This is a genomic window from uncultured Amnibacterium sp., assembly GCF_964245895.1.
Lineage (GTDB): Bacteria > Actinomycetota > Actinomycetes > Actinomycetales > Microbacteriaceae > Amnibacterium.
This window is the reverse complement of record NZ_CAXTOQ010000008.1, coordinates 13,764-37,193: the sequence shown is the minus strand read 5'-3', so window position 1 is coordinate 37,193 and position 23,430 is coordinate 13,764. Positions and strand designations below refer to the sequence as shown.

Genomic DNA, 23,430 nt, shown 5'->3' with positions numbered 1-23,430 from the left:
CGCCCCGGATCAGGCCTCGTCCGCGGGCCGGGAGGCGCGCCACCGCTCCCAGAGCCGCGGCATCTCGCCCTGCAGGAAGCGGAAGAAGTCCGACATCTCCGACAGCCGCTCCCGGGCCGGCCCCGCCTCCACGTCGGCCAGGCCGGCGTCGATCAGCGCCCGGAGCGGGCCGTACCGATCCTGCATGAGCGTGGAGGAGTACCACGGCACGGCGGGCAGCGAGTACGCGTGCCGTCGGGAGCCGGGGACGGTGTCGATGCGGATGAACCCCAGCACGTCGAGGTACTTGATGCCGCCGGAGACCGCCGCTGGGCTGAGCCCCAGCGAGTCCGCGAGCCCTGCGGCGGTCGCCGTGCCGGTCGGCTCGACCATCAGCTGCAGCAGGATCTGCGCCGGCACGCGAGGGAACCCCTCGCGCACCAGCTCGGCCGCGATCGCCCGCGCCAGCGCCTCACCGGTCATGTCAGCTGCCGGCGCCGGATCGCGAGCAGAGCGAGCGCCGCGAGCACGACCGCCGCGGCGCCGACCGCCCAGGTCGGGCCCCAGTCGTCCGTGGGCAGGGCCGGCACGGAGCCGACCGGCGAGAACCGCACGACGTCGTCGGGCAGGTCGAGGACGCCGCCGAACAGACCGATCAGGCCCGCCGCGGAGAGCACGACCCACGACCCGACGGTCGCGAACCTCGGCAGCAGCGCGACGAGCAGGCCGGCGACCGCGGTGAGCGCGAGCGCCGACGGCGCCTGCACGAGGGTCTGCAGGACCCGTTCCCCGACCCGGCCGGCCTGCCCCTGCGCGATCGAGCCGACCGCGACCGCCGCCGCGGCGGCGAGCAGCACGACCAGCACGGTCCCGACGCCGGCGACGCCCCACGAGTCGAGCCACCGCAGCCGGGACAGCGGCGCCGCGAGCAGCACCTCGGCGCGCCCGGCCGCCTCCTCCTCCCGCGCCCGCAGCATCGCCTGCACGCCGGCAGCTGCCGCCAGCAGGCCGACGAGCACGAGGATGCCGGCGGTGAACTGCGTGGCGAGGTCGGCCCGGCTGTGGCCGAGGCTCTCGACCACGCGCCGGATCGGCAGGTCGGTGGAGTCGAACCGCGACGCGGCGGTCACCAGGCTCGGCGTCGCGAGGGCGAGCACGGCGGCGCCGACGGCCCAGGCGATCGCCGACGGCAGCTGCAGCCGCAGCGCGAGCGCCTGCGCGGATCGGACCCGCCCGCGGGCGCTGCCGGTCCGCTCGCGGACGATGCTCGACCCCGGCTCCCGCCGCGCGTGCACGGCGAGGCCGACCGCGATCGTGGTGACCGCGAAGCCCGCGAGCGCGGCGAGGGGCCACGCGGTCGGGCTCGTGAACGGCCGCAGCTGCTCGCCCCAGCCGATCGGGGAGAACGCGCTCGCCGCGGCGGGCCGCAGGGTCAGCGCCGTGCCGTCCGGGGTGCCGAGCGCGTCGCCGACCGCCCGCAGCGCGTAGGCCAGCAGGGCCAGGACGACCGAGACGCCGTTCGCCGCCCTGGACGTCGGCATCGCCTCGCTCGCCAGCAGGCCGACGCCGAAGAACCCGAGCCCGGTGAGCGCGAGCCCCGCCGCGAACAGCACGGCGCCGGAGGCGGGCAGCCCGCCCGCGACCAGGAAGGCTGCGGCGAGGACGCCGAACACCAGGTTCGCGACCAGCGCGAGCGCGAGCGTCGCGGTCGGCGCGGCGAGCCTGCCGACCGGGGCGGCGTCGAGCAGCTCCCGCCGGCCCGCCGCCTCGTCCGCGCGGCCGTGCCGGACGGCGAGGAAGGTGTTCATCAGCGCGACCGCGACCGCGAGCCACGTGTACGACTGGAAGAAGACCGCGGAGCCGAAGGAGCCCCCGTCCACGACGCCGCGGAACGCGAGCAGCACCGGGGTGGCCAGGGCGACCAGCAGCACCTGCCGCCGGGCGTCGGGATCGCCGTACTCGACGTGCGCGGCCTGCACGGTCACGAGCAGCAGCGCCGCCAGGCCCACCACCCAGACCGTGAGCACCACCCGGTCGCGGCGCGCCTGGAGGCGCAGCAGGCGCCTCATCGGACGACCCCGTACTGGCGCAGGAACAGCTCCTCGAGCGATGGCGGCTCGGCGGTGAGCGCGGTGACCTGCGCGGCGGCGAGCGCCGCCAGCACGGCCGGGATGGCCGGGCCGTCGACGTCGAGGACGAGGTGCCCGGTCTCGGCGGTGACGTCGTGCACCCCGTCGAGGCCGGCGAGGCGCTCGGGCGCCAGACCCGTGGCGACGCGGAAGCGGGTGCGGGTCAGCCGGCGCAGGTCGGCGAGCGTGCCGGTCTCGACCGACCGGCCGGCCCGCACGATGGTGACCCGGTCGCACAGCTGCTCGACCTCGTCGAGGATGTGGCTCGACAGCAGGACCGCCGCGCCCTCGTCGCGCACGCGGCGCACCTCCGCGCGGAACACCTCCTCCATCACGGGGTCGAGGCCGGAGGTGGGCTCGTCGAGCACGTAGAGGTCGGCCCGCCGCGCGAACGCCGCGACGAGCGCGACCTTCTGCCGGTTGCCCTTCGAGTAGGCGCGGGCGCGCACGGTCGGGTCGAGCCGGAAGTCGTCGACGAGCCGCGTGCGCAGCGCGGGGTCGGCGCCGCCCCGCAGCCCGGTGAGCAGGTCGACGGTCTCGCCGCCGGAGAGGTTCGGCCACAGCGTCACGTCGCCGGGCACGGAGGCGACGTCGCGGTGGATCGCGACCGCGTCCTTCCACGGGTCCCGACCGAGCACGGTCGCCGTCCCGGTCGCCCGCAGCATGCCGAGCAGCACGCGGATCGTCGTCGACTTGCCCGCGCCGTTCGGCCCGAGGAAGCCGTGCACCTCCCCAGCGGCGACGTCGAGGTCGAGCCCGTCGAGCGCCCGGGTGCGACCGAAGGCCTTGACCAGTCCGACCGCGTGGATGACAGCGTCCATGTCTCCAGTATTCACCGATTCGTGAATGTTGTGAAGGACGGTTCTCGTCGAGCGTGTCGGGAATGCCGCCAGTCCCCCTGCGTTGAGTTGAGTCGAAGGCGCTCAAGTTCCATCAGGAGGATCCTTTGCCCACGAATTTCGGGAACGCAGGCTTCGGCACCGGCGACAACGACTCGTTCGACGAGCTGCTGTCCCGCCTGCTCTCCGGCTCGCGCACGTCGCAGGGCCGCCCCATCGACATCTCCCGCCTGCTCAGCAAGCGGACCCACGAGCTCGTCGCGAGCGCGGTGCGCTTCGCGATCGAGCACGGCCACAGCGAGGTCGACTCGCTGCACCTGCTGCGCGGGCTGGTCCTCACCGAGCAGGGCGAGCGCACGCTGCGCGCTGCCGGCATCGACGTCGACGGCCTCGTGGCCGCGATCGAGGAGCGCATGCCCGCCTCCGGCAGCACGGACGGCACCCCGTCCCTGACCGGCGCAGCGCAGCGCTCGCTGCTCGAGGCGGCGCAGGTCGCGCGGGCCTCCGGCTCCACCTACGTGGACCCCGAGCACCTGTTCTTCGCGTTCGTCGCGAACCAGCAGGGCACCCCGGGCCAGCTGCTCGCGGCGTTCGGCGTCACGCCGGACTCGCTGCAGTCGATAGCGCAGCACGCCGCGGAGGCGCGGGAGGCGGCCGAGTCCGAGACCGGCACCCCGACGCTCGACCGGTACAGCGTCGACCTGACCGCGAAGGCGGCGGCGGGCGACCTGGACCCGGTGATCGGCCGCGCGCTCGAGATCGAGCAGACCGTCGAGATCCTGCTGCGCCGCACCAAGAACAACCCCGTGCTGATCGGCGAGCCCGGCGTCGGCAAGACCGCGATCGTCGACGGCCTCGCCCAGCGCATCGTCGACGGCGACGTGCCGGAGGCGCTGCGCGGCAAGCGCGTCGTCTCCCTCGACCTGCCAGGCATGGTTGCGGGCACCCGCTTCCGCGGCGACTTCGAGGAGCGCATCACGAAGGTCGTCGCCGAGATCGTGGAGCACAAGGACGAGCTGCTCGTCTTCCTCGACGAGTTGCACACCGTCGTCGGGGCGGGCTCCGGCGGCGATGGCGGCATGGACGCGGGCAACGTGCTGAAGCCGCGGCTCGCCCGCGGCGACCTGCACCTGATCGGCGCGACGACGCTGAAGGAGTACCGCCGCATCGAGAAGGACGCCGCGCTCGAGCGCCGCTTCCAGCCGGTGACCGTCGGCGAGCCCTCCGTCGAGGACGCCGTGCGCATCCTCGACGGGCTGCGGCCGCGCTACGAGGAGCACCACGGCGTGCGGTACACGGCGGAGGCGGTCCGCGCGGCCGTCGAGCTGTCGCACCGGTACGTGACCGACCGGTTCCTGCCGGACAAGGCGATCGACCTGATCGACCAGGCCGGCGCCCGCCGCCGGCTGGCGCTCGGCGTCCACGTGGACGTGTCCGCGCTGCAGGCCAAGATCGGCGAGCTGGAGGCGGACAAGAACCACGCCGTCGCCGACGAGCGGTACGAGGAGGCCTCCCGCCTCCGCGACGAGATCGAGGCCGTCGGCGCTCGGATCGCCGCCGCCGCCTCATCCCCGGCGTCCGACGAGGACGCCGTGGTGGACGAAGCGCAGATCGCGGGCGTGATCTCGCGGCTCACCGGCATCCCGGCGGAGCGCCTCACGGAGGCGGACCGATCGCGGCTCGCGCGGCTCGAGTCCGATCTGCACGAGCGCGTCGTCGGTCAGGACGCGGCGGTGTCCGCGATCGCGAAGGCGGTCCGACGCAGCCGCACCGGCATGGGCGACCCGCGTCGCCCGGTCGGCAGCTTCCTGTTCCTCGGCCCGACCGGCGTCGGCAAGACCGAGCTGGCGAAGGCGCTCGCCGCGAGCCTGTTCGGCGACGAGACGGCGATGCACCGGTTCGACATGAGCGAGTTCGGCGAGCGGCACACCGTCTCCCGCCTGGTCGGCGCCCCTCCGGGATACGTCGGCTACGACGAGGCCGGCCAGCTGACCGAGCGCGTCCGCCGGAACCCGTACTCGGTGATCCTGCTCGACGAGATCGAGAAGGCGCACCCGGACGTGTTCAACCTGCTGCTGCAGGTGCTCGACGACGGTCGCCTGACCGACGGCCAGGGGCGCACGGTCGACTTCCGCAACACGGTCGTGATCATGACGTCGAACATCGGCAGCGAGTTCCTCGCCTCCCGCAGCGGCGCCCTCGGCTTCATCGCGCCGAGCGACGACGGGTCGGGCTTCGGCTCGGACAAGGCGCTGCGCGACCGGGTCATGGGCCGGCTGCGCGAGGCGATGCGGCCCGAGTTCCTGAACCGCATCGACGAGGTCGTGCTGTTCCGCAAGCTCGAGCCGCAGCAGATCGGGGCGATCGTGCGCCTGCTGCTGACCGCGACGGCCGCCCGGCTCGCCGCGCGCGGCGTGGCGCTGGACGTGCCGGAGGAGGCGGTCGCCTGGATCGCCGAGCACGGCTACGAGCCGGAGTACGGCGCCCGCCCGCTGCGCCGGCTGATCCAGCGCGAGGTCGAGGACCGCATCGCGGACCTGCTCGTCAAGGCCGACCCGGCCGCCGGCGACACCGTCCGCATCACCGTCGAGGGCGCGGCGCTCGCCGCGTCCCTCGAGGGTGCGGAGGTGCTCGTCGCGGCCTGACCCCCTCTCGCGGATCCGGATGAGATCCGCGACACGCCGTCGCCGGACGTCCGGCGACGGCGTGTCGGCGCGTCCATCCGGATCCGCGAACGGTTCAGGCGAGCAGGGCGGCGGCGCGGTCGACGAAGGCGAGCAGGTCGTCGAGCGAGCCGGTCGGGGTGATCGCCCGCAGCACCAGCTCGTCGACCGCGCCGCGGTAGGCGGCGACGCCCGCCGCGAGGTCCTCGTCGCCGCGCGGCAGCACCGTGTCGAGCGCGTCCACGCCGAGCCGCGCGAAGTGGGCGGCGTAGGCCGGGTAGGAGGCGTACTGGGCGGCCTCCCGCTCCAGCACGGGCCGGGCGGCCTCGTCGACGATCGCGCGGGCGTACAACGAGATCCTCGGTCGCTCGCCCTGCGCCTGCCGGCCCGCCTCCCGCAGCTCGGCGGCCTGCTCGCCCGCGACGTCGGGCGGCAGCCAGCTGAGCAGCACGCCGTCCGCGTGCTCGGCGCCGAGCCGGCGCATGCGGGGCCCGAGCGCGCCGACCACGACCGCAGCCCGGGTCTCCGCGCGCAGGACCGCCACGGCCGCCGCGACCGCGTCGACGGCGCCGGAGCGCAGCTGACCGGATCCGATCCCGAGCGTCAGCCGGGCCTCTCGCACGCCGGTCCGCCGCAGGTCCGCGACGACGCTCTGGGCGGGACGCCGGTCCACCGGGATCACGCCGGCGCCCAGCCGGAGGCGGGTGGTCGCTTCGGCGGCGGCGGCGAGCCCGGTGAGCGAGTCGCCCTGCGTGCTGTCGTTCAGCCAGAGCCCGGCGAACCCGGCCGCCTCGACCCGCGGCGCGAGCGCGCGCACCGCCTCCGGCCCGAGCGCACCCGGGACCCCGATCGACAGCTCAGCGCGCATCGTTCCTCCCGAGGATCGGCCTACTGGCCGTCGTCGCCGCCCTGGTCCCCGCTCTGACCGCCGTTGCCGTTGCCGTCGTCGGGTCCGGAGGTGGGCTGGCCGCCCTTGTCGTCCTTCGGCTTGTCGGTCGGCTTCGGGGGCGCCGCCTTCGGCTGCGCGTCCTGGTGCACGATCGCCTTGCCGCCCGTGACGTACTGGGCCTCGGGGTAGGGCCAGCCAGCGGCCCCGCCGTACTTGTCGTTCATCGTGCGCTGGATCGCCTGCCAGATGCAGTGCCGCATCGCGGAGTACAGCTGTCCCGCGTTGCACCCGTGGGGAGAGCCGACGAAGCGCAGGTTCGTGTGTCCGGTCACGTTGCCGACCCACACGGCCGTGGTGACCTTCGTGGTCGAACCCATCGTCCACGTGTCCTTGGCGTCGTCGGTGGTGCCGGTCTTGCCGAAGATGTAGTGGCCGTCGTAGAAGTTGTCCATCGCCATCGTGCCGTTGCCGATGGTGGGGTTCCGCAGGTCGTACCCGGCGGCGATCATCAGCTGCTTGTCCTGCACCCGGCGGCAGTTCGCCTTCGGGATCGTGACCTTCTTGCCGTCGGAGTCGATCACCCTGTCGATGCCGATCGCGTCGCAGCGCACGCCCTGGTTGGCGATCGTCGAGTACCCCACCGCGTTGTCGAGCGGCGCGACGGTGCCCGCGCCGCCGATCGCCATCGTCGGCTGCAGCTCGATGTGCGGCCGGCCGAAGCCGTCCTTGATGCCCATGGACTCGGAGATCTTCCGCAGCTCGCACAGGTCCTGCTCCTCCGCCAGCGACGCGAACACGCCGTTGATGGACCGCGCGGTGCCCTGCTGCACGGAGAAGTTGCCCTTCTCGTCCTCGTCGTTGTGCAGGTCCCAGTTCGCGCCGCCGAAGTCGCCGCAGCTGGAGGTGAAGGTCGACTGCGGGATGGAGCGCGCGTTCCCGTTCACCGTCTGGTTCATCGAGTGGCCGCTCTTCAGCCAGCCGATGATGGTGAACGCCTTCGCGGTCGAGCCGGGCTGGAAGCCCGCCCCGGCGCCGAGCGTCTGGTTCACGTTGAAGTTGACCGCGGAGTACTTCGTGCGGTTCTTCGCGCCGTTCGGCTTGTACGTCTTGTTCTGCACCATCGTCAGCACGCGGCCGGTGCCGACCTGCAGCGACACGCTCGCGGCGCCCACGTCCGCGACACCGGGCGACTGCGGCACGTAGTAGTCGATCGCCTTCTGGGCCTTCTTCTGCAGGTCCAGGTCCAGCGTGGTGTAGATCTTCCAGCCCTTGGTGTTCAGGTTCGCGAGCCGGGACGAGTAGCTGTCGCCGAACTGCTTGCTGGTCAGGATCGTGTTGACGACGTAGGAGCAGAAGAAGCCCGCGGATCCGGCGGTCTGGCAGCCGGTCGAGGGCTGCGTGATCTTCAGGTCGGCGTCGATCTTCTTGGCCTTGGCCTCGTCGTACTCGGCCTTCGTGATCATCCCGTGCGAGTACTCGCGGTCGAGGATGTAGTCGCGCCGGGTCAGCGCGTCGGCGAGGTTCTGCTTCTCGTCGAGGCGCAGGTACTCCGGGTTGTTCACGATCGCCATCAGCGACGCCGCCTGCGCGACCGAGAGGTCCTTCGCGGACTTGTCGTAGTAGTACTGCGACGCGGCCTCGATGCCGTAGGTCCGGCCGCCGAACCCGGCGATGTTCAGGTAGCCGAGCAGGATCTTGTCCTTGGAGTACTTCTTCTCCAGGCCGATCGCCAGGCGCATCTCGCGGATCTTGCGGTTGTACGACGGGTCGATGCACGCGTCGTACGCGGCCTTCGCCTTCGCCGCCTTCGCCTTCGTGTCGGCCGGCATCGCCTCCGCCTGCTGGATGCAGACGTTCTTGACGTACTGCTGGCTGATCGTGGAGGCGCCGGAGACCTGGCCGCCGCGGGCGTTCGTGACGAGCGCGCGCACGATGCCCGCCGGGTCGATCGGGCCGTGCTGGTAGAAGCGGATGTCCTCGCCGGCGAGGGCCGCGTTCTTGACCGTCGCGGGGATGTCGTCCCACTGGACGATGTCGCGGTTCTGGTTGAAGAACGACGCGAGCAGGACCTGCTTGCCCTTGTCCTTCGCGTAGACCCGGGTCTTCTGGTCGAGCGGCGTGATCGCGAGGCTCGACGGCAGGTTCTGGAACATGTCGATCTGCGACTTCACGCCGCCGCCGGTGATCGCCACGGCGGGGGTGATGAGGCAGGCGACCAGCGTGCCCGCGATGGCGGCGACCGCGAAGAACGCGAGCAGCGCGGAGAGCTTGCCTCCTGCCCTGAGGGCGGCCTGGGTCACGGTCACCGGGGCATCCTAGGCAGGTGTCGCGCGCGCCGCCGTGCCGCCGGACCGACGCGGCGGGGCGCGTTTCCGGATCGTTGCGAATCGACGACGGATGCACCCGGGGTTTCCTGGGCGAAGCGGCCCGACCGCACCCGCCTCCAGTCCGCTCGCGGCAGCATGGCGGCCATGCCCGACCTCATCCGTCCCCGGCGGGGACGCATCATCGCCGGCGTCTGCGCCGGGCTCGCCGTCCGGTTCGGGGCGTCCGCGTGGCTGATCCGCGTGATCTTCGTGCTCTCCATGCTGCTGCCGGGGCCGCAGATCCTGATCTACCTCGCGCTCTGGGTGATCATGCCGAAGCAGCGCGCCTGATCCCCCGCCGTGCTCCGTTCTGCAGGTCTGGCCGACCTGCAGAACGGAACACGGCAGGCGTCACTCGCCGGCCGCGCGGCGGCGGGGCTGATCGGTCGCGACGCCGGCCCCGCGGAGGCGGGCGGCGCGGCTGAGCCCGCCGTCGAGCCCCACGAGCGCTGGGCGCCCCGACGCCGTCGCGGGCGCTGTCGTCGCGTGCCGGCCGCGGGTCGCGCTGTGCCGCACGATGCGGAGCGCGGTGCGGCGCGACGGCACGAACCACAGGAACAGCACGGCGCGCACGACCCAGCCCACCAGCTCCGGCAGCGGCATGCCCCAGAGCATCGCGACCGCCTTGCCCGGCGCGAACGCGGCGACCGTGCCGAGCCCGCGGAACCCGAACCGGCGCGGTCGCGCCCGGCGGGAGGTGCGCGCGATGTTCCGGCCCACCGTCGTCCCGGCGCGGATCGCCCAGAGCGCCTCCTTCGGCACCCGATCGCCGCCGCGCCGTACCGCCGCCGCGTCTCCCGCGCTCCAGATCCCGTCGGCCACCTGCAGGCAGTCGTCGACCGCGAGCAGGCCGTCCGCCTCCTGGAACCGCTCGAGCCCCGGGATGAGCGGCACCGTGTTCCCGAGCGACGAGACGACCGTCGCGGCCTCGATGCGGGAGCCGTCGGCGAGGTCGACGCCGTGCGCGTCGACCGACGCGACGCGCGCCTGCGTGAGCAGCTCGACGCCGGCGTCCGCGAGGTTGCGGTGCAGCTTCCCCTGCAGCCAGGTCTGGTCCTCCCACACCGGCACGACCGTGCGGCTGCCGGAGACGAGCACGATGCGCCGGGCCTCCCCGTAGCGGCGCCCGAGCGCCGCGGCCACCTCGGTGCCGGCGAAGCCCGCGCCGACGACCACGATCGTCGTGCGCCGGCGCGCGTCGTCGGCATCGACCGGAGGCTGCGCGTCGACGTCGGCGAGGTGGTCGAGCAGCGCCTGCACCCGGCCCGGGAACCGCAGCGGCCAGCCGTGCTCGGCGAGCCCGGGCACGTGGTCGGTGCGGTCGTGGGCGCCGGTGGCGACGACCAGCTGGTCGTAGTGCACCGTGCGCGTCTCCCCCTGCCACTCGACGCTGACCGCCTTCGCGACCGGGTCGACGGCGGTCGCCCAGCCGCGCACGCGCTCGGCGTGCGGCACGACCTCCTCCAGCGGGCTGACCTGCATCTCGGGCGTCAGCTCGCCGTCGAGCACCTCGCCCGTGAAGCCGTGGAAGACGTGGTCGGTGAACGGGGCGACCACGGTGATGCGGGCGCCGTCGCCCATCCAGCGGCGGAGGGCGCGGTAGCACCAGATGGACGAGTAGCCCCCGCCCAGGATGACGATCCTCATGCGACGGCTCCGTTCGGGGTGGACCGCTGCGCGGCCGGGCGGTGGGTGGAGCCGGTCCAGCCGGCGACGGCGATCGGCCTCCCGAAGGAGGTGGGGTCGGCCAGGTCGAAGCCGAGGTGCCCGAACCGGGTCGCGAGCCGCCGCATGCGGTCCACCTGGTCGAGCGACGGGCGGCCGATCGTGCCGTGGCCGCGGTGGCCGGCGAGCGCGAGCAGCGACGTCTCGGCGAGGCACGCGAAGGACGCGTCCGGCGCGATGCCGATCGGGTAGCCGCGGCGGATCAGCCCCGGCGTCGACACGATGCCGCCGTCGAGGATCGTGACGTCGGGCCGCTCGGTCGCGAGCGCCGGGCTGCTGTTGCGGGGCTGCGTGTCGTCGAGCACGATCGCGCCCGGCTTCAGGTGGTCGGCGGTCAGCACGGCGCCGGTCGCCGAGGTCATCAGCACGACGACGTCCGCCCGGCGGCACGCGGCCATCTCGGTCGACCACGTGCCGCCCAGGTCGCCGGCGAGCGCCGCGAGCGCCGCGGGGGTGCGGCCGACGAGCACCAGCTCCTCCGCCACCCCGGCGCGCGCCACGGTGCGGGCGACGGCCGTGCCGACGGAGCCGTTCGCCCCGACCAGGGCGACGACCGGGGGGTGGGACAGGCCGCGGGCGATCCGCTCGATCGCGGAGGCGGTCTCGGCGGCGGTGTACGCGTTGCCGTTCGTGACGCCGATGTCGGTGCGCCTGCGCAGCTTGGCGCCGCCCGCCGTCGCCGGCGCGGTCAGCGCACCGAGGCCGAGCACGGTCGCCCCGCGGGACACCGCGAGGTCGATCGCCTGGTCGATGCGCTTCGCGACCAGCGCGCGGTCCTCGCCGAGCAGCAGCGTCGGGGACACCGGCAGCGCGATCACGTCGCCGAGCACCTCCCCCGGCCGGTCGACCGCCTCCACGGTCGCCTGCACCCATGGGCGCAGCGGCAGCCGGCGCATCGCGGACTCGCAGACCCGGGCCGGGATCAGCCCGAGCAGCGGGTGGACCAGGGCGAGGTCCTCCGTCGGGTCCGTGCGCGGGTGGATGAGGAACGCGAACCGGCCGCGTGGTGCTGTCGTGTCCATGGTGGGCTCCGGATGGGCGGTGAGTGGCGTGGTTCGGGGTGCTCACCGGGTGCCGGAGGCGCGCGAGATCGCGCTCGGACGCCCCCCAGTGTCCGGCTGGAACCGCCGCGTTCTGCCCTGCTCGGGTGGCTCCCGAAGAGGGGGCCTCAGCGACGTGGCGTCACCATATCGGGGGGCCGCGGAGGGGCCGCAAGTCCCAGTTGCACATCGATCCGGTGCGCGCAAGCCCTGACGCCGCCGTACGCGGAACCGTTCTGCCTGATCAGCAGCGCAGTCACATGCGTCGCTCCGTGCACATCCGTCTCACGCCGCGCGGCGTGTCGCGCGGCGCGCCCGTCAGGCCCGCAGCGACTCGACCGCCGCGGCGACCCGGCGCGCCCGCGTCTCCGGCGCCTTGGCGCCCTCGACGGCGGTGACGTGCGCCTTGCGGCGGCTCGGCGCGAGCGCGTCGAACGCGTCGCGCACCCCGGCGGCGGCGAGCGCCGCGGCGAGGTCGTCGGGGACGGCCGCCTCCCGGGGGGCCGTGTCGAGCTCGAGCAACACCGCCAGGTCGTCGCCGCCGGCGATCCCGCTCTCGGCTCGACGCTCCGCGGAGAACGGGATCAGCGCCCGGCCGCCCATCGCGCCGACCGTGGAGGTGAAGCGGTAGCCGTTCGCGACCACCGCGACCGCGGGCCGCTTGCCGCCGCCGAGCGCCTCCAGCACCTCCGGCGGCACGGGGATGCCGGTGTTCCGGCCGGTCAGGTGCATGGTGGTGCGGTACTCGACGGTCACGCACCCATCTCTACCATCGCGTCCCTTGTCCACAGGTTTCGAACATGTGTACTACTACAGTGCTGAGCCGTGGTGGACTGGCATCCGCGCCGGCTGGCGGCGCCGCAGGAGTGGGCGATCGTGGTGCCCGGCCAGATCGAGCCCCTCGCCCTGATCCGCCGGCTGCGGTTCCAGGGCCGCCCGGTCTACCGCGCGGTGACCTGGGCACCGACCTCGGCTGGACGGGAGCTGATCGGGTACTACCGCAGCGGTGACGACGCCGCCGTCGCGGTGTGGCGCCGGTACGTCGCCGCGCAGTCGGCACGGCACGAGGCGGCCAGCCGCACGCACGGCGGGCGCGAGCGCGGGTGAGGCCCGGTCAGGGGGCCGGGAGGAAGGGGCGGGGCGGGGCGCTGTGCACCGCGAGCGCCGGCACGGACTCGAGGGTGCGCTCCGGGTAGCGCACCGCGGTGAGCGCGCCGCCGAGCACGCAGCCGGTGTCGACGCAGATCGTCCGGTTCGTCCAGGCGGGTCCGGAGGTCGGGGTGTGCCCGTAGACGACCGCGGCCCGCCCCCGGTAGTCGTCCGCCCAGCGCAGCCGGACGGGCATGCCCTGGGCGTCGGCCTCGCCGTTCGTCGGACCGAACAGGCACAGCGAGCGCACCCGCGCGGACTCGTGCCCGTGGTAGCGCTGCTCCAGCCCCGCGTGCGCGACCACCAGCCGGCCGTGGTCGAGCAGCAGGTGCGCCGGCAGCGCGCCGATCATGTCGGCGACCGCCTGGCGGAACGCCGGGGTCTCCCGGCCCAGCTGCCGCAGGGAGGTCTCCAGGCCGACGTCCATCGGCACGGGGGCGCCGAGCAGCGCTCGGCGCAGCACGTCGTCGTGGTTGCCGACGACGGCGAGGCCGTCGCCGCTCGCGAGCATCCCCATCACGAGGCGGAGCACGCCGGGCACGTCGGGGCCGCGGTCGACCAGGTCGCCGACGAGCACCGCGGTCCGGCCCTCCGGATGGTGCGCGCCGATCGCGCGCCCGACGTCGTCGCGCGCCACGGCGTAGCCGAGCCGGCCGAGCAGCGCGACGAGCTCGTCGAGGCACCCGTGCACGTCGCCCACGACGTCGAACGGGCCGGTCAGGTCGCGGTGGTCGAACGCGCCGGGCACCCGGTCGACGACGAAGGAGGCGGCGTCGGCGACGGTGATCGAGCGGAACCGGCTGCGCGACAGCGTCACGCCCGCGGCGTCGCCGACCAGCACCGCGTCGACGGGCCGGTCGCGCTCCTGCGCGATCGCGACGAGGAGGCGCACGGTCGCGGCGTCGTACCGCTCCACGGTGACCACGGCGACGCGCTCCGCCTCCAGGGCGGGGCCGAGATCGCCGTCGGACTCGACGACCTCCTCCGGCGCGAAGGCCCGCACCGCCGCCCGCTCGGCCCCCGAGCCGATCAGGAGGACGAGGGCGGGCCCTGCGACCCGGACCGGCGCCGCGGACCCGCTCGGAGGGCGGTCGTGCATCCGACCATCCTGCCCCCGATGCCGCGGCTACCCCCAGCACTCGGGGTGTCGGCCGCGGCCGTCCGCGGGCATCATCTGCGCATGACCGGGACCGACATCGCGATGCTCGCGCTGACGCTCGCCGGCTTCCTGCTCGTGGCGATGCTGCCGTACGCGGCGTTCCGCCTGGTCGAGCTGGCGGACGACGCCGTCGACCGCGCCCGCGGGCGCGCCTGACCCGCCTCCCGGCCCGGGCGCTTCGGCAGGCTGCGCGCGCTTCAGCAGGCCGTGCGCACTTCAGCAGGCCGCGCGCACCACGGCAGGCCGTGCGCGCTTCAGCAGGCCGTGCGCACCTCGGCAGGCCGTGCGCGCTTCAGCAGGCCGGATCAGGGCCGCGCAGCCTGCTGGAGTGCGAGCAGCCTGCTCAAGTGCTCATCGCCGGGAGCTTGGAGCGGACGCGCTCGGGCCGGGCGCCTCGGCAGTGCGGCCTGTCCCCGCGGGCGCGCGGGGCTACGCCGCGATCAGCAGGTCGCCGTGGTCGCAGGCGTCGCACGCGGCGTCGCAGGCGCAGGGCGGCGGGCAGTGGTGGGAGTGACGGCAGGAGCACATCGGGGGGCTCCTCCTTCCGTGCGGCGGTGGACGGTGGGAAGCAGCGTGCGCCTCCCCCGGCCGCACCGGCCGGACCGACCCGCCTCCCACTTCGGGGGGCGCGCTGCGGGGGCCGTCCGCGACTGATGGGGCGCGGCGGACGGCCCCCGGGGTCGCGGGAGGCCCCCGCAGCGCAGGGAGGGCTCAGGCGTCGGCCGCGGCGAGCTGGCCGCAGGCGCCGTCGATCTCCTTGCCGCGGGTGTCGCGGATCGTCGTCGGGATGCCCGCGGCCTCCAGCCGGCGGACGAACTCGTGCTGCGCCTCCGGCGTCGACGACGTCCAGACCGAGCCGGGCGTCGGGTTCAGCGGGATCGGGTTGACGTGCACCCAGCCGTGACCGCGCGCGTTCAGCTTCTCGGCGAGCAGGTCGGCGCGCCAGCCGTGGTCGTTCATGTCCTTGATCAGCGCGTACTCGATGGAGACGCGCCGCCCGGTGGCGTCGAAGTAGGCGCGGGCGGCGTCGAGCGCCTCATCGACCTTCCAGCGCGAGTTCACCGGGATCAGCTCGTCGCGCAGGTGGTCGTCGGGGGCGTGGAGGGAGAGCGCGAACGTCACCGGGATCTTCTCGTCCGCGAGCCTGCGGATCGCCGGCACCAGGCCGACGGTCGACACCGTGATGTGGCGAGCGCTCATCGCGAGGCCGTCCGGCGCCGGCGCGACCATCGTCCTGACCGCGGACATCAGGCGGTTGTAGTTCGCGAGGGGCTCCCCCATGCCCATGAACACGATGTTGGACACGCGCTCCTGGGTCGTCGCGCCGGCCTTCCTGCCGCCGAGCTGCCCCTCCGCGATGACACGGTTCGCGCGGACGACCTGGTCGACGATCTCCGCGGCGGACATGTTGCGGGTGAGCCCGGCCTGCCCGGTCGCGCAGAACGGGCAGTTCATGCCGCAGCCGGCCTGCGACGAGACGCAGAGCGTGATGCGGCCCGGGTAGCGCATCAGCACCGACTCGACGAGGGCGCCGTCGTGCAGCCGCCACAGGAACTTGATCGTGTCGCCGCGATCAGTCGCGAACCGGCGGACCTCGGTCATCAGCTCGGGCAGCAGGCCGGCGACGAGCTGCTCCCGGCCGGCGGCCGGCAGGTCCGTCATCTCCGCCGGGTCGGCGGTGTACCGCGTGAAGTAGTGCCGGGCCAGCTGGCCGGCGCGGAACGCCGGCAGCCCCAGCTCGACGAGGCGCGCACGACGCTTGGGGACCGTCAGGTCGGCGAGGTGCACCGGGGGCTTGCCGCGCTTCGGGGAGGCGAACTGCAGCAGCGGGCGGCCGTCGGCGCCCTTCTGCTGCTGCCAGCCCTCGGTCCGCGGCCGGACCTGGATCGTCGCCGCGACGGCGTCAGGGGCGTCGGCAGGCATCCTTCCAGGGTACGGGAACCCGGAGGGGGTACCGCCCCGCGAGGCCCGAGCGGCGCTCACCCCGCGTGGACGTCCGCCTTCGGGACCAGCGGCAGAGCGGCCAGCGGCGCGATCGCCACGAGGGCGAACGCGACCGGGTAGCCGACGAGCGCGACGAGCGCTCCCACGCCGGGGGCGACCGCGGAGGCGGCCAGGAACTGGCCGGTGTTCTGGACGCCCAGCGCGCGGCCCGACCAGGCGGGACCCGCTGCCTCCGCGACCGAGGTGAACGCGAGCCCGTTGTCGGCGACGCTGACCGTCGTCGCGATGACGAGCAGCACCGCGGCGGGCAGCGCCCAGCCGACGGCGCCGGTCGCGGCGACGAGCAGCAGCGCGACGACCCCCGCCACCGCGACCAGCCGCAGCAGCAGCATGCGGCCGAACCGGTCGCTCAGCGAGCCGACGACGATCCGGCCGCCCGCGCCGGCGAGCTGCGCGACCGCGACCACGACGCCCGCCGCGGTCGCGGTCCAGCGGAGGTCCGCGATCAGCCACACCAGGCCGAAGGTCGAGAGCGTGAACTGCGGCACCACGAGCAGCACGGACACCAGGTGCACCCGCAGCAGGAACCGGTCGCGGCGGTACGGGCTGATGCCCGCGACGAGCACGCTGCGCGGCGGCCGGGGCGGGTCGGTGATCCCCGCCGCGCAGGCGAACGCGAGCGCGCCGGTCGCGGCGGCGCCGACGGCGAGCGGCAGGCCGACGCCGCCCGCCTGCGCCAGCGGCGGGACCACGAGCGCTGCGACCGCGACACCGAGCGGCTGCGACATCTGCCGGATCCCCATCGCGAGACCGCGGCGGCGGCTCGGGAACCAGCCGACGACGACCCGGCCGCTCGCGGCGTTGCAGCTGCCGGTCGCGCCGCCCGCGACGAGCAGCAGCAGCCCGGTCGCCACGAGCCCGCCGGCGGCGGCGGCGAGCGCGGTGAGGACGGCCGCGAGGGCCAGGCCGCCCGCGATCACCCACCGCTCCCCCACCCGGTCGGCGAGCGCGCCCCACGCGACGAGGGTGAGCACGAGCCCGACGGTCGGCGCCGCGACGAGCAGCCCGACCTGCGGCAGCGGGACGCCCTGCTGCAGGTGGAGGAGCGGGATCAGGTACGCGGGCGTCGCGACGACCAGCGTGCCGGCCGCCTGGGCGAGCACGCCGAGCGCGAGCATCCGCCAGGCCGCCGCCGGGATCCGCACGTCCTCCGCCACCGCCGTCACGCCTCGATCCTGCCGGGCTCGCCGCACCTCCGACGCCCGCGGAATCCCGCGAGGGTGATGAGCGTTCCTCCCTCCGGTACCCGGGGTTTCCCGGGAGGCCGTAACTTTGAGTCGACGTGACGAGCGATGGACGGGGGCGAGCGCGCGGTGGCGGAGTGCATCCACGGCTTCGATGAGGGGATGTGCGACCTGTGCTTCCCGCGGGTGGTCGCCGAGCCCGCAGCAGCGGTCGTCGGCGGGACCACGAAGACGGTGCCGAGGGCCAGGAAGTCGACCAGGCCGGCCGGAGGCCGGACCCCGACGGTCCGCGGGTCGGGCGCAGCCGCGAAGGTGCCGCCGTTCGCGTCGCGACGGCTGTACCACGTGACGCCGCTGACGAACCTCGAATCGATCCTGCTCGACGGCGCGATCAAGCCCATCGCCTCCGGGATCGATCCCGACATCGACATCGCGGCGCCCCTCGTGCGGCAGCTGCGCGCCCACCGCGACGTCGGCGACGGCCGCCACGTCGACGAGTTCGTGCCGTTCGCGGTCTCGCCCGAGGCCGAGCGCTGGGTCGAGCTGCAGGAGGGCGCCGAGGAGCCGCACTGGTCGCAGGCGGCCCGCGCGCTCGGGCCCTCCGACTACGCGGTGCTCGTCGCGGTCGGCCGGGACCTGGGGACGGACCTGGTCGTCGCGGACGGCGACGCGGGCGCCGCGCCGACGCGGTTCACGGTCGGCGAGACCGCGCCCGCGATCGCCCGCGCGGCGCACTTCGACCCGGAGTTCTCCGCGGTGGAGGTGCTGGTCGCGCAGGAGGTGCCGGTCTCGTCGCTGACCCTGATCGCGGTCGCCAACGAGCCCGCCAGGGCGAAGGTGCGCCGGATGTTCCAGGACGTCGACGGCACGGCGCCGAAGGTCGTCGTCCACCCGCCGTGGTTCGGCGCCTGAGCCCGTCGCTCCCGATCGAGCACCTGAGCAGGCCATCCTCGCTTCGGCAGGCCGGAAGGTGCTCGCGGAGCCTGCCGAAGCGCTGCGAGCCTGCTCAAGTGCTCACGCAGGGCATCCCTACGATGTCGCGGTGACGATCACCGCCGCTGCCGATGGATCCGCGCTCGGGAACCCGGGCCCAGCCGGCTGGGCCTGGTACGTCGACGACGACCGGTGGGCGGCCGGCGGCTGGCCGCACGGCACGAACAACATGGGCGAGCTGAAGGCGGTGCTGGAGCTGTTCCGCGCGACCGCGGGCGTCGACGACGACCTGCTGGTGCTGTGCGACAGCCAGTACGTCATCAACTCGATCGTCAAGTGGATGCCGGGCTGGAAGCGCAAGGGCTGGCGCAAGGCCGACGGCGCCCCGGTGATGAACGTCGAGCTGATGCGGGAGATCGACGCGGTGCTGGAGGGCCGCCGGTACCGGTTCGAGTGGGTCAAGGGCCACGTCGGGCACGAGCTGAACGAGGCGGCCGACGAGCGGGCCCGCGGCGCGGCGACCGCGTACCAGTTGCGCTCGCCGGTCGACGCCGGCCCGGGCTTCACCCCGCTGACCGCGTCGGTCGCGCGACCCGCCACCGTCGCGCCGCTCCGGCGGCTGACCCTCGAGCTGTCGGAGGCGGAGTGGCGGGCGCTCGAGGCGCGCGCGCAGGCGGAGGCGGTCACGCCGGAGGCGCTCCTCCGCGCCCTCGCCGCCGGCGGTCGCTGACGCGCGCCTCCTCCCGCGACGATCGGGGGTTGCGCTCCGCCGCGCGGAGGCGCACCCTGAAGCCCTGATCGATCGCCCGGAGGAGCCGCAGGCAGTGCCGCGCTCACCGGGCGATCGGCATGTCCGGCGGGTGCCCGGCGCTCACGGGCGACGCGGCGGCGCCGTGCCGGAGGATGACCGGATGCGCACCACGACCCTCGGCTCCACCGGCATCACCGTCACGGAGCTGTGCTTCGGCGCGAGCCCGATCGGCTTCATGGGCGACTTCACCGGCGACCCCGACGACCGCGGGGTCGCGACCGTCGAGGCGGTGCTGCGCAGCCCGATCCGCTTCCTCGACACCTCCAACGGGTACGGCCCCGCCGGCGAGAGCGAGCAGCGCATCGCCCTCGCGATCGAGCGCACGGGCCTGCCGGACGACGTCGTGATCGCGACGAAGGTCGACCCGGCCACCGGCAGCAGCGACTTCTCCGGCGACCGCGTGCGCGCCTCCCTCGAGGAGAGCCTGGAGCGGCTCGGCCTCGACCGCGTGCCGCTGCTGCACCTGCACGATCCCGAGCGCATCTCCTTCGAGGAGGGCGTCGCGCCCGGCGGCCCGCTGCGCGCGCTCGTGCAGCTGAAGGAGCGCGGGCTCGTCGACGCGATCGGCGTCGCCGGCGGGCCGGTCGGGCTGCTGCGCCGCTACGTCGACACCGGCGAGCTCGACGTGGTGCTCAGCCACAACCGCTTCACGCTGCTCGACCGCTCCGCCGAGCCGCTGTTCCGCGCGGCCCGCGAGCGCGGCCTCGGCGTGCTGAACGCGGCGCCCTACGGCGGCGGCATCCTGTCCCGCGGCACGGCCGAGGTCCCGCGGTACGCCTACGGGCTCGGCGGCCGGGCGACGGTCGAGGCGGCGCGGGCGATGGAGGCGGTGTGCGCCCGGTACGAGGTGCCGCTCGCCGCGGCCGCGCTGGACTTCTCCCTCCGCAGCGACCTCGTCGACTCGACGGTGGTCGGCATGTCGAGCCCGGAGCGGGTCGCGGCCACGGAGGCGCTGCTCGCGACCGCGGTGCCGGACGACCTGCGGGCCGAGCTGGAGGCGCTGCTGCCCGCTGCGAGCGAGTGGCTCGACGCCGACGAGCAGCTTCCTCGTTGAGGCCGGATCTGCGACGCGCCGCTCGTCGGCGGCTCCGGACGCGCGTGTCGCGAATCGAGCCTCAACCAGGAAGGTCGTCGGTGCCGACGGCCGGGAGGCCCATCGCCGGCGCCGTCATGGAGCGCTCCTGCAGCACGCGGTAGCGCTCGGCGATCCGCGGCGCCGACGAGCAGCCGATCCAGGCGATGCGGCCGTGGTCGCAGCGTCCCGCCGGCATCCACTCCGCGATCCAGCCGTCGATCGCGGCGGCGAGCATCGCGCCCGCCGCGTCCGCCTCGTCGCGCTGCAACCAGGTCACCACCACGCGGGCCGGGGTCGGCAGCGGCACCACCTGCTCGGGCGACGTGACCTCGATGTAGACCTGGCCGTACGCGTCGCCCGGCAGCGTCGAGACGAGCGCGCGCAGGTCGCGCAGGTCAACGGCATCGCCCGCCAGCAGGACGGTCGGTCGGGGTCGACCTCGATGAGCGCGCACGCCTCCATCTTAGGCATGCCTAACCTCAGTGCCCGGCGCGCTCCGTCCGAGCCTTCTCCTTGACGCGGGCGTTCTCGGCCATCACGGCCGCGTGGGTCTCGCGCTCGCGGACGAGCCACTCCGGCTTCTCGGCGAGGAGCCCGCGGATCTCCTCCGTCGTCAGCGGCTCGAGCATCTCGGCTCGGCGCAGCCCCGCGACGGAGACGCCCAGCCGCGCGGCGACGACGGGGCGCGGGTGAGGACCCGAGCGGCGCAGCTCGGTCAGCCACTCCGGCGGCTCCGCCTGCAGCTCGAGCAGGTGCGCGCGGGAGACGGGGGCGTCCTGGAAGGCCGCGGGCGTCGCCTCCAGCAGCACGCCGAGCTTCTTCGCCGCGGTCTCGGGCTTCATCGTCTGGTCCTGCGGCATGTCCGGAACGCTACCCTCGGCGGGTGCCGGACCCGTTCGTGATCGGCGTCGTCGCCGGCGTCACCCCGGACCGCTGGGTCCGGGTCTGGCACGAGCGGCTGCCCGAGGTCCCCCTCCGGATCGAGCCGGTCGACGACCCCGCGGCCGCGCTGCGGGACGGCGTCGCGATGGTGTTCGCCCGCCTGCCGGTCGCCGGGATCGCGGACAACGACCTGCACGTGATCCGGCTGTGGGAGGAGACGCCCGTCGTCGTCGCCGCGAAGGGCCACCCGGCGCAGGTGTTCGACACGGTGACGGAGGCGGACCTGGCCGGCGAGGAGGTGCGTCCGGGCTGGGGCGACGACGTGCTCGACCTCGTCGCGGCCGGCCACGGCATCGCCCGCATGCCGCAGTCCGTGTTCCGCGCGACCGGCAGGCGGGACGTGATCGCCCGCCCGGTCTCGGACGCGGAGCCGACGCGGATCGGCCTCGTCTGGCTGCGGTCGGCGGGCGGCGAGCTGGTCGACGAGTTCATCGGGATCGTCCGCGGCCGGACGGCGAACAGCTCGCGCGGCGACGCGGCGGCGGCCGAGTCCGAGCCGGCCCCGAAGCGGCAGCCGCCGAAGCCCAGGCAGAAGCAGGCGCAGCCGGGCCGCACGAGGGCGCCGCGCCCGGGCACCGTGGGCCGCCCGCGCAAGCGCTGAGGCGTCAGCCGAGCACGTCGCCGTCGAGGTAGACCCAGCGGCCTCCCGATCGGACGAACCGGCTGCGCTCGTGCAGCACGCCGACCCCCTCCGGTCCGCGGAAGGCCGCGCGGAACTCGACGACGCCGGTGTCGTCGCCCGCGCCGCCCCTGGCCGTGTCCACGATCTGCAGCCGGCGCCACGTGATCGTGTCATCGAGCTCGATGCCCTGCGGCCGGGTGGCCGGCGCCCAGGTCGACCGCAGGTGAGGCGCGAGACCGAGCACGAACGCTGAGTAGCGCGAGCGCATGAGCGCCTCCGCGGTCGGCGCGGCGACCCCGGCGTGCAGGGGGCAGCAGCACGACGAGTACGCGCCACCGCCGCACGGACAGCGCTCCGGGACGGGATCCACCCCGTCATCCTGGCCCTCGGTTCTCCGGCTCTTCGACGAATCCGGCCGCGCTGCCCGTCGGGTCCGGCGTCGCCGGCGTCATGATCGCGGCATCGATCGTCGCCGGTCAGGCGGATAGGTCCCAGGGCGCGGGCTCGTCCGTCCCGTCGGTCTGCGGGGTGGGTCGCCGTCGGATCCTCATCCGCGACCTCGTCACGAAGTGACCGCCCCACCGCGTGGTGTTCCAGTGCAGGTCCCCGTCGATCCGCTCGACGTCGACGTAGCCGTCGTCCTTCGTCTGGTGACCGGGACGGCAGAGGGCGGTCAGGTTGATCTCGGTGGTCCGACCGCCGTGCTCGACCCGGATCACGTGATCGATGTCGGCGAGATGCGCCCCGGTGGGGCATCCCGGCTCCTCGCACCGATCGGCGCGGAGGTGGATCAGCCGGCGGAGGGCCTTCGGGATCGCCCGCTCGGCGGAGTCGAAGGCGAGGATCGCGTCGTCCACGGGGTCGGTCTCGACCCGGGTCCAGAACCGGGCGGAGGCGATGAGCCGACGGACCTCGGCTGCGGCGAGCGAGCCCCACCCTGCGATCGTGCCTGGCCGGTTCGAGGCGCCGCACGCGGTCTCCGCGGGCACCATGACGAGGATCTCGGCCTGGATCGCCTTGCGGTGCGGCACCCGCGGGTCGCCGAGACGCTCGAACGGGTCCGCGGGCACGAGCGCACCCTGCGGGCCTCGATCGATCTCGACGGGCGGGTGCTCGAGGCCCCAGAGGCCCACATCGAGGCCGATGTCGTACATGAGGGTCCCGACGGACCGATGCTGCTCGTCCGGAGCGTGCGAGGCGACGGCCGACCGGCGCAGCTTCTCGTACCAGGCTGCGATGTCGGCCTCCGGGCCCGTGAACGTGAGCGACGCCTCGCCTGCGACGCCGGGCCGGGCGCGCACCCGGCGGTCCCGGAACGCCGCGGCCGCGTTCATGGTCGCGGCGTCGTGGTCGAGCGCGTCGTGCAGCCGGGCCAGCTCGGGGTCGACGAGCTGCGGCACCGTCTCGGTCGCGATCGCCGCCGCGCCTTCGTCGTACTGCTCCCGAGCCTCGCCCCGGAGGGCTCCGAGGTGCCGGACGACCGCCTCCACCGACTGCCAGCCGAACTCGCCACCGCGGAACGACCGGTGGGTGCGCGGCAGCCCTCTGATCGCGATCGCGGTGTGCAGCAGCGTGACGGCCGCGTTCCGCGACATCCCGAGCGTGCCCGCGAGGTGGGAGGCGAACGCCCGCTCGGCACGGCTGCCCTGCACGACCTCGATGCCGTCGGCGGCCTCGTCGGCCACCATCGCGTCCCAGAGCGCCAGCACCGCCTCCGCCCGCCGCGCCTCCCCGATCCGGACCCACCGGACCGTGCCGTGCGCGACATCGTTCAACGCCGCGAACATCCGCTCGCCGATGGGCGGCGGCGTGCGTTCCATCGGCTCCTCATCAGGGGTTCCTTGCTGCATGCAGACATCCCATCACGGGCCTCCGACACTGACCTTCGCACACGTGTTCGACGCGACAGCCGTCGCTACGC

Annotated in this window: 22 protein-coding genes and 1 pseudogene; 8 read left to right on the top strand and 15 right to left on the bottom strand. The window is 74.4% G+C overall.

Translation table 11 applies throughout. The annotated features are described in order from the left end of the window. Positions 1–9: 9 nt before the first annotated feature. From ACFE60_RS02525 to ACFE60_RS02515, 3 genes are read right to left on the bottom strand one after another with little or no spacing between them, the layout of a single operon-like run. Positions 10–462, bottom strand: a complete 453-nt coding sequence (locus ACFE60_RS02525) for a GbsR/MarR family transcriptional regulator (protein ID WP_375387265.1) — start codon at positions 460–462, stop codon at positions 10–12. Next, positions 459–2,048 carry a polyketide antibiotic transporter gene (locus ACFE60_RS02520; protein ID WP_375387264.1) on the bottom strand — a complete coding sequence of 530 codons (1,590 nt, stop codon included), beginning with the start codon at positions 2,046–2,048 and terminating at the stop codon, positions 459–461. Before ACFE60_RS02520 ends, ACFE60_RS02525 begins: the two co-directional genes overlap by 4 nt. Beyond that, positions 2,045–2,929, bottom strand: coding sequence for an ABC transporter ATP-binding protein (locus tag ACFE60_RS02515; RefSeq protein ID WP_375387263.1), 885 nt, complete (start codon positions 2,927–2,929; stop codon positions 2,045–2,047). The genes ACFE60_RS02520 and ACFE60_RS02515 overlap by 4 nt, the downstream gene beginning before the upstream one ends. A gap of 125 nt (positions 2,930–3,054) precedes the next feature. Here ACFE60_RS02515 and ACFE60_RS02510 point away from each other — a divergent pair, with 125 nt between their 5' ends. After that, the gene (locus ACFE60_RS02510) at positions 3,055–5,592 is read left to right on the top strand and encodes an ATP-dependent Clp protease ATP-binding subunit (protein WP_375387262.1); all 2,538 of its coding nucleotides are present in this window, start codon (positions 3,055–3,057) and stop codon (positions 5,590–5,592) included. A 94-nt stretch (positions 5,593–5,686) separates the two neighbouring features. On the opposite strand, the gene ACFE60_RS02505 is transcribed toward ACFE60_RS02510, so the two are convergent. Then, positions 5,687–6,478 (bottom strand): LLM class flavin-dependent oxidoreductase, encoded by a 792-nt coding sequence (locus tag ACFE60_RS02505; protein ID WP_375387261.1) that lies wholly within the window; start codon positions 6,476–6,478, stop codon positions 5,687–5,689. Positions 6,479–6,498: 20 nt separating this feature from the next. Continuing rightward, a complete protein-coding gene (locus ACFE60_RS02500; protein ID WP_375387260.1) occupies positions 6,499–8,805 on the bottom strand; it encodes a transglycosylase domain-containing protein in 2,307 nt (768 codons plus the stop codon). A 165-nt stretch (positions 8,806–8,970) separates the two neighbouring features. On the opposite strand from ACFE60_RS02500, the gene ACFE60_RS02495 reads away from it, so the two are divergent. After that, on the top strand, positions 8,971–9,156 hold the full coding sequence (locus ACFE60_RS02495) for a PspC domain-containing protein (protein WP_375387259.1): 186 nt from the start codon (positions 8,971–8,973) through the stop codon (positions 9,154–9,156). A gap of 60 nt (positions 9,157–9,216) precedes the next feature. On the opposite strand, the gene ACFE60_RS02490 is transcribed toward ACFE60_RS02495, so the two are convergent. From ACFE60_RS02490 to ACFE60_RS02480, 3 genes are all read right to left on the bottom strand, one after another. Then, positions 9,217–10,512 carry an NAD(P)/FAD-dependent oxidoreductase gene (locus tag ACFE60_RS02490; protein ID WP_375387258.1) on the bottom strand — a complete coding sequence of 432 codons (1,296 nt, stop codon included), beginning with the start codon at positions 10,510–10,512 and terminating at the stop codon, positions 9,217–9,219. Beyond that, positions 10,509–11,612 (bottom strand): NAD(P)-binding domain-containing protein, encoded by a 1,104-nt coding sequence (locus tag ACFE60_RS02485; protein ID WP_375387257.1) that lies wholly within the window; start codon positions 11,610–11,612, stop codon positions 10,509–10,511. The genes ACFE60_RS02490 and ACFE60_RS02485 overlap by 4 nt, the downstream gene beginning before the upstream one ends. 336 nt (positions 11,613–11,948) lie before the next feature. Beyond that, complete coding sequence (locus ACFE60_RS02480) at positions 11,949–12,386, bottom strand: YdeI/OmpD-associated family protein (RefSeq protein ID WP_375387256.1); 438 nt, start codon at positions 12,384–12,386, stop codon at positions 11,949–11,951. Between the two features lie 69 nt (positions 12,387–12,455). Here ACFE60_RS02480 and ACFE60_RS02475 point away from each other — a divergent pair, with 69 nt between their 5' ends. Further along, entirely contained in the window at positions 12,456–12,737 is a 282-nt protein-coding gene (locus ACFE60_RS02475) for a hypothetical protein (protein ID WP_375387255.1), read from the top strand. A gap of 7 nt (positions 12,738–12,744) precedes the next feature. Here the strand turns inward: ACFE60_RS02475 and ACFE60_RS02470 are convergent, their stop codons facing one another. Further along, positions 12,745–13,878: a metallophosphoesterase gene (locus ACFE60_RS02470; protein ID WP_375387254.1), complete on the bottom strand. Its 1,134-nt coding sequence runs from the start codon at positions 13,876–13,878 to the stop codon at positions 12,745–12,747. An 81-nt stretch (positions 13,879–13,959) separates the two neighbouring features. Here ACFE60_RS02470 and ACFE60_RS02465 point away from each other — a divergent pair, with 81 nt between their 5' ends. After that, positions 13,960–14,094, top strand: coding sequence for a hypothetical protein (locus ACFE60_RS02465; protein WP_375387253.1), 135 nt, complete (start codon positions 13,960–13,962; stop codon positions 14,092–14,094). A gap of 555 nt (positions 14,095–14,649) precedes the next feature. Here ACFE60_RS02465 and rlmN read toward each other — a convergent pair. After that, positions 14,650–15,861 carry a 23S rRNA (adenine(2503)-C(2))-methyltransferase RlmN gene (rlmN, locus tag ACFE60_RS02460; RefSeq protein ID WP_375387252.1) on the bottom strand — a complete coding sequence of 404 codons (1,212 nt, stop codon included), beginning with the start codon at positions 15,859–15,861 and terminating at the stop codon, positions 14,650–14,652. Between the two features lie 56 nt (positions 15,862–15,917). Further along, entirely contained in the window at positions 15,918–17,060 is a 1,143-nt protein-coding gene (locus ACFE60_RS02455) for an MFS transporter (RefSeq protein ID WP_375387277.1), read from the bottom strand. Positions 17,061–17,288: 228 nt separating this feature from the next. On the opposite strand from ACFE60_RS02455, the gene ACFE60_RS02450 reads away from it, so the two are divergent. The 3 genes and pseudogenes from ACFE60_RS02450 to ACFE60_RS02440 all read left to right on the top strand — a co-directional run bounded on the left by ACFE60_RS02450 (position 17,289) and on the right by ACFE60_RS02440 (position 19,924). Next, entirely contained in the window at positions 17,289–18,038 is a 750-nt protein-coding gene (locus tag ACFE60_RS02450; RefSeq protein ID WP_375387251.1) for a DarT ssDNA thymidine ADP-ribosyltransferase family protein, read from the top strand. Between the two features lie 130 nt (positions 18,039–18,168). Further along, positions 18,169–18,634, top strand: a pseudogene (locus ACFE60_RS02445) (RNase H family protein); the annotation flags it as partial. A gap of 336 nt (positions 18,635–18,970) precedes the next feature. Next, complete coding sequence (locus tag ACFE60_RS02440; protein ID WP_375387250.1) at positions 18,971–19,924, top strand: aldo/keto reductase; 954 nt, start codon at positions 18,971–18,973, stop codon at positions 19,922–19,924. A 61-nt stretch (positions 19,925–19,985) separates the two neighbouring features. Here ACFE60_RS02440 and ACFE60_RS02435 read toward each other — a convergent pair whose 3' ends face one another. After that, positions 19,986–20,399, bottom strand: a complete 414-nt coding sequence (locus ACFE60_RS02435; protein WP_375387249.1) for an SIP domain-containing protein — start codon at positions 20,397–20,399, stop codon at positions 19,986–19,988. 25 nt (positions 20,400–20,424) lie between these two features. Then, positions 20,425–20,805, bottom strand: a complete 381-nt coding sequence (locus ACFE60_RS02430; protein WP_375387248.1) for a DUF5997 family protein — start codon at positions 20,803–20,805, stop codon at positions 20,425–20,427. Between the two features lie 23 nt (positions 20,806–20,828). Here ACFE60_RS02430 and ACFE60_RS02425 point away from each other — a divergent pair, with 23 nt between their 5' ends. Continuing rightward, the gene (locus ACFE60_RS02425; protein WP_375387247.1) at positions 20,829–21,488 is read left to right on the top strand and encodes a LysR substrate-binding domain-containing protein; all 660 of its coding nucleotides are present in this window, start codon (positions 20,829–20,831) and stop codon (positions 21,486–21,488) included. Between the two features lie 4 nt (positions 21,489–21,492). On the opposite strand, the gene ACFE60_RS02420 is transcribed toward ACFE60_RS02425, so the two are convergent. Together ACFE60_RS02420 and ACFE60_RS02415 are read right to left on the bottom strand one after the other, a co-directional pair. Next, positions 21,493–21,879: a YchJ family protein gene (locus tag ACFE60_RS02420; protein ID WP_375387246.1), complete on the bottom strand. Its 387-nt coding sequence runs from the start codon at positions 21,877–21,879 to the stop codon at positions 21,493–21,495. A 106-nt stretch (positions 21,880–21,985) separates the two neighbouring features. Next, entirely contained in the window at positions 21,986–23,329 is a 1,344-nt protein-coding gene (locus ACFE60_RS02415; protein WP_375387245.1) for an HNH endonuclease signature motif containing protein, read from the bottom strand. Positions 23,330–23,430: the final 101 nt, after the last annotated feature.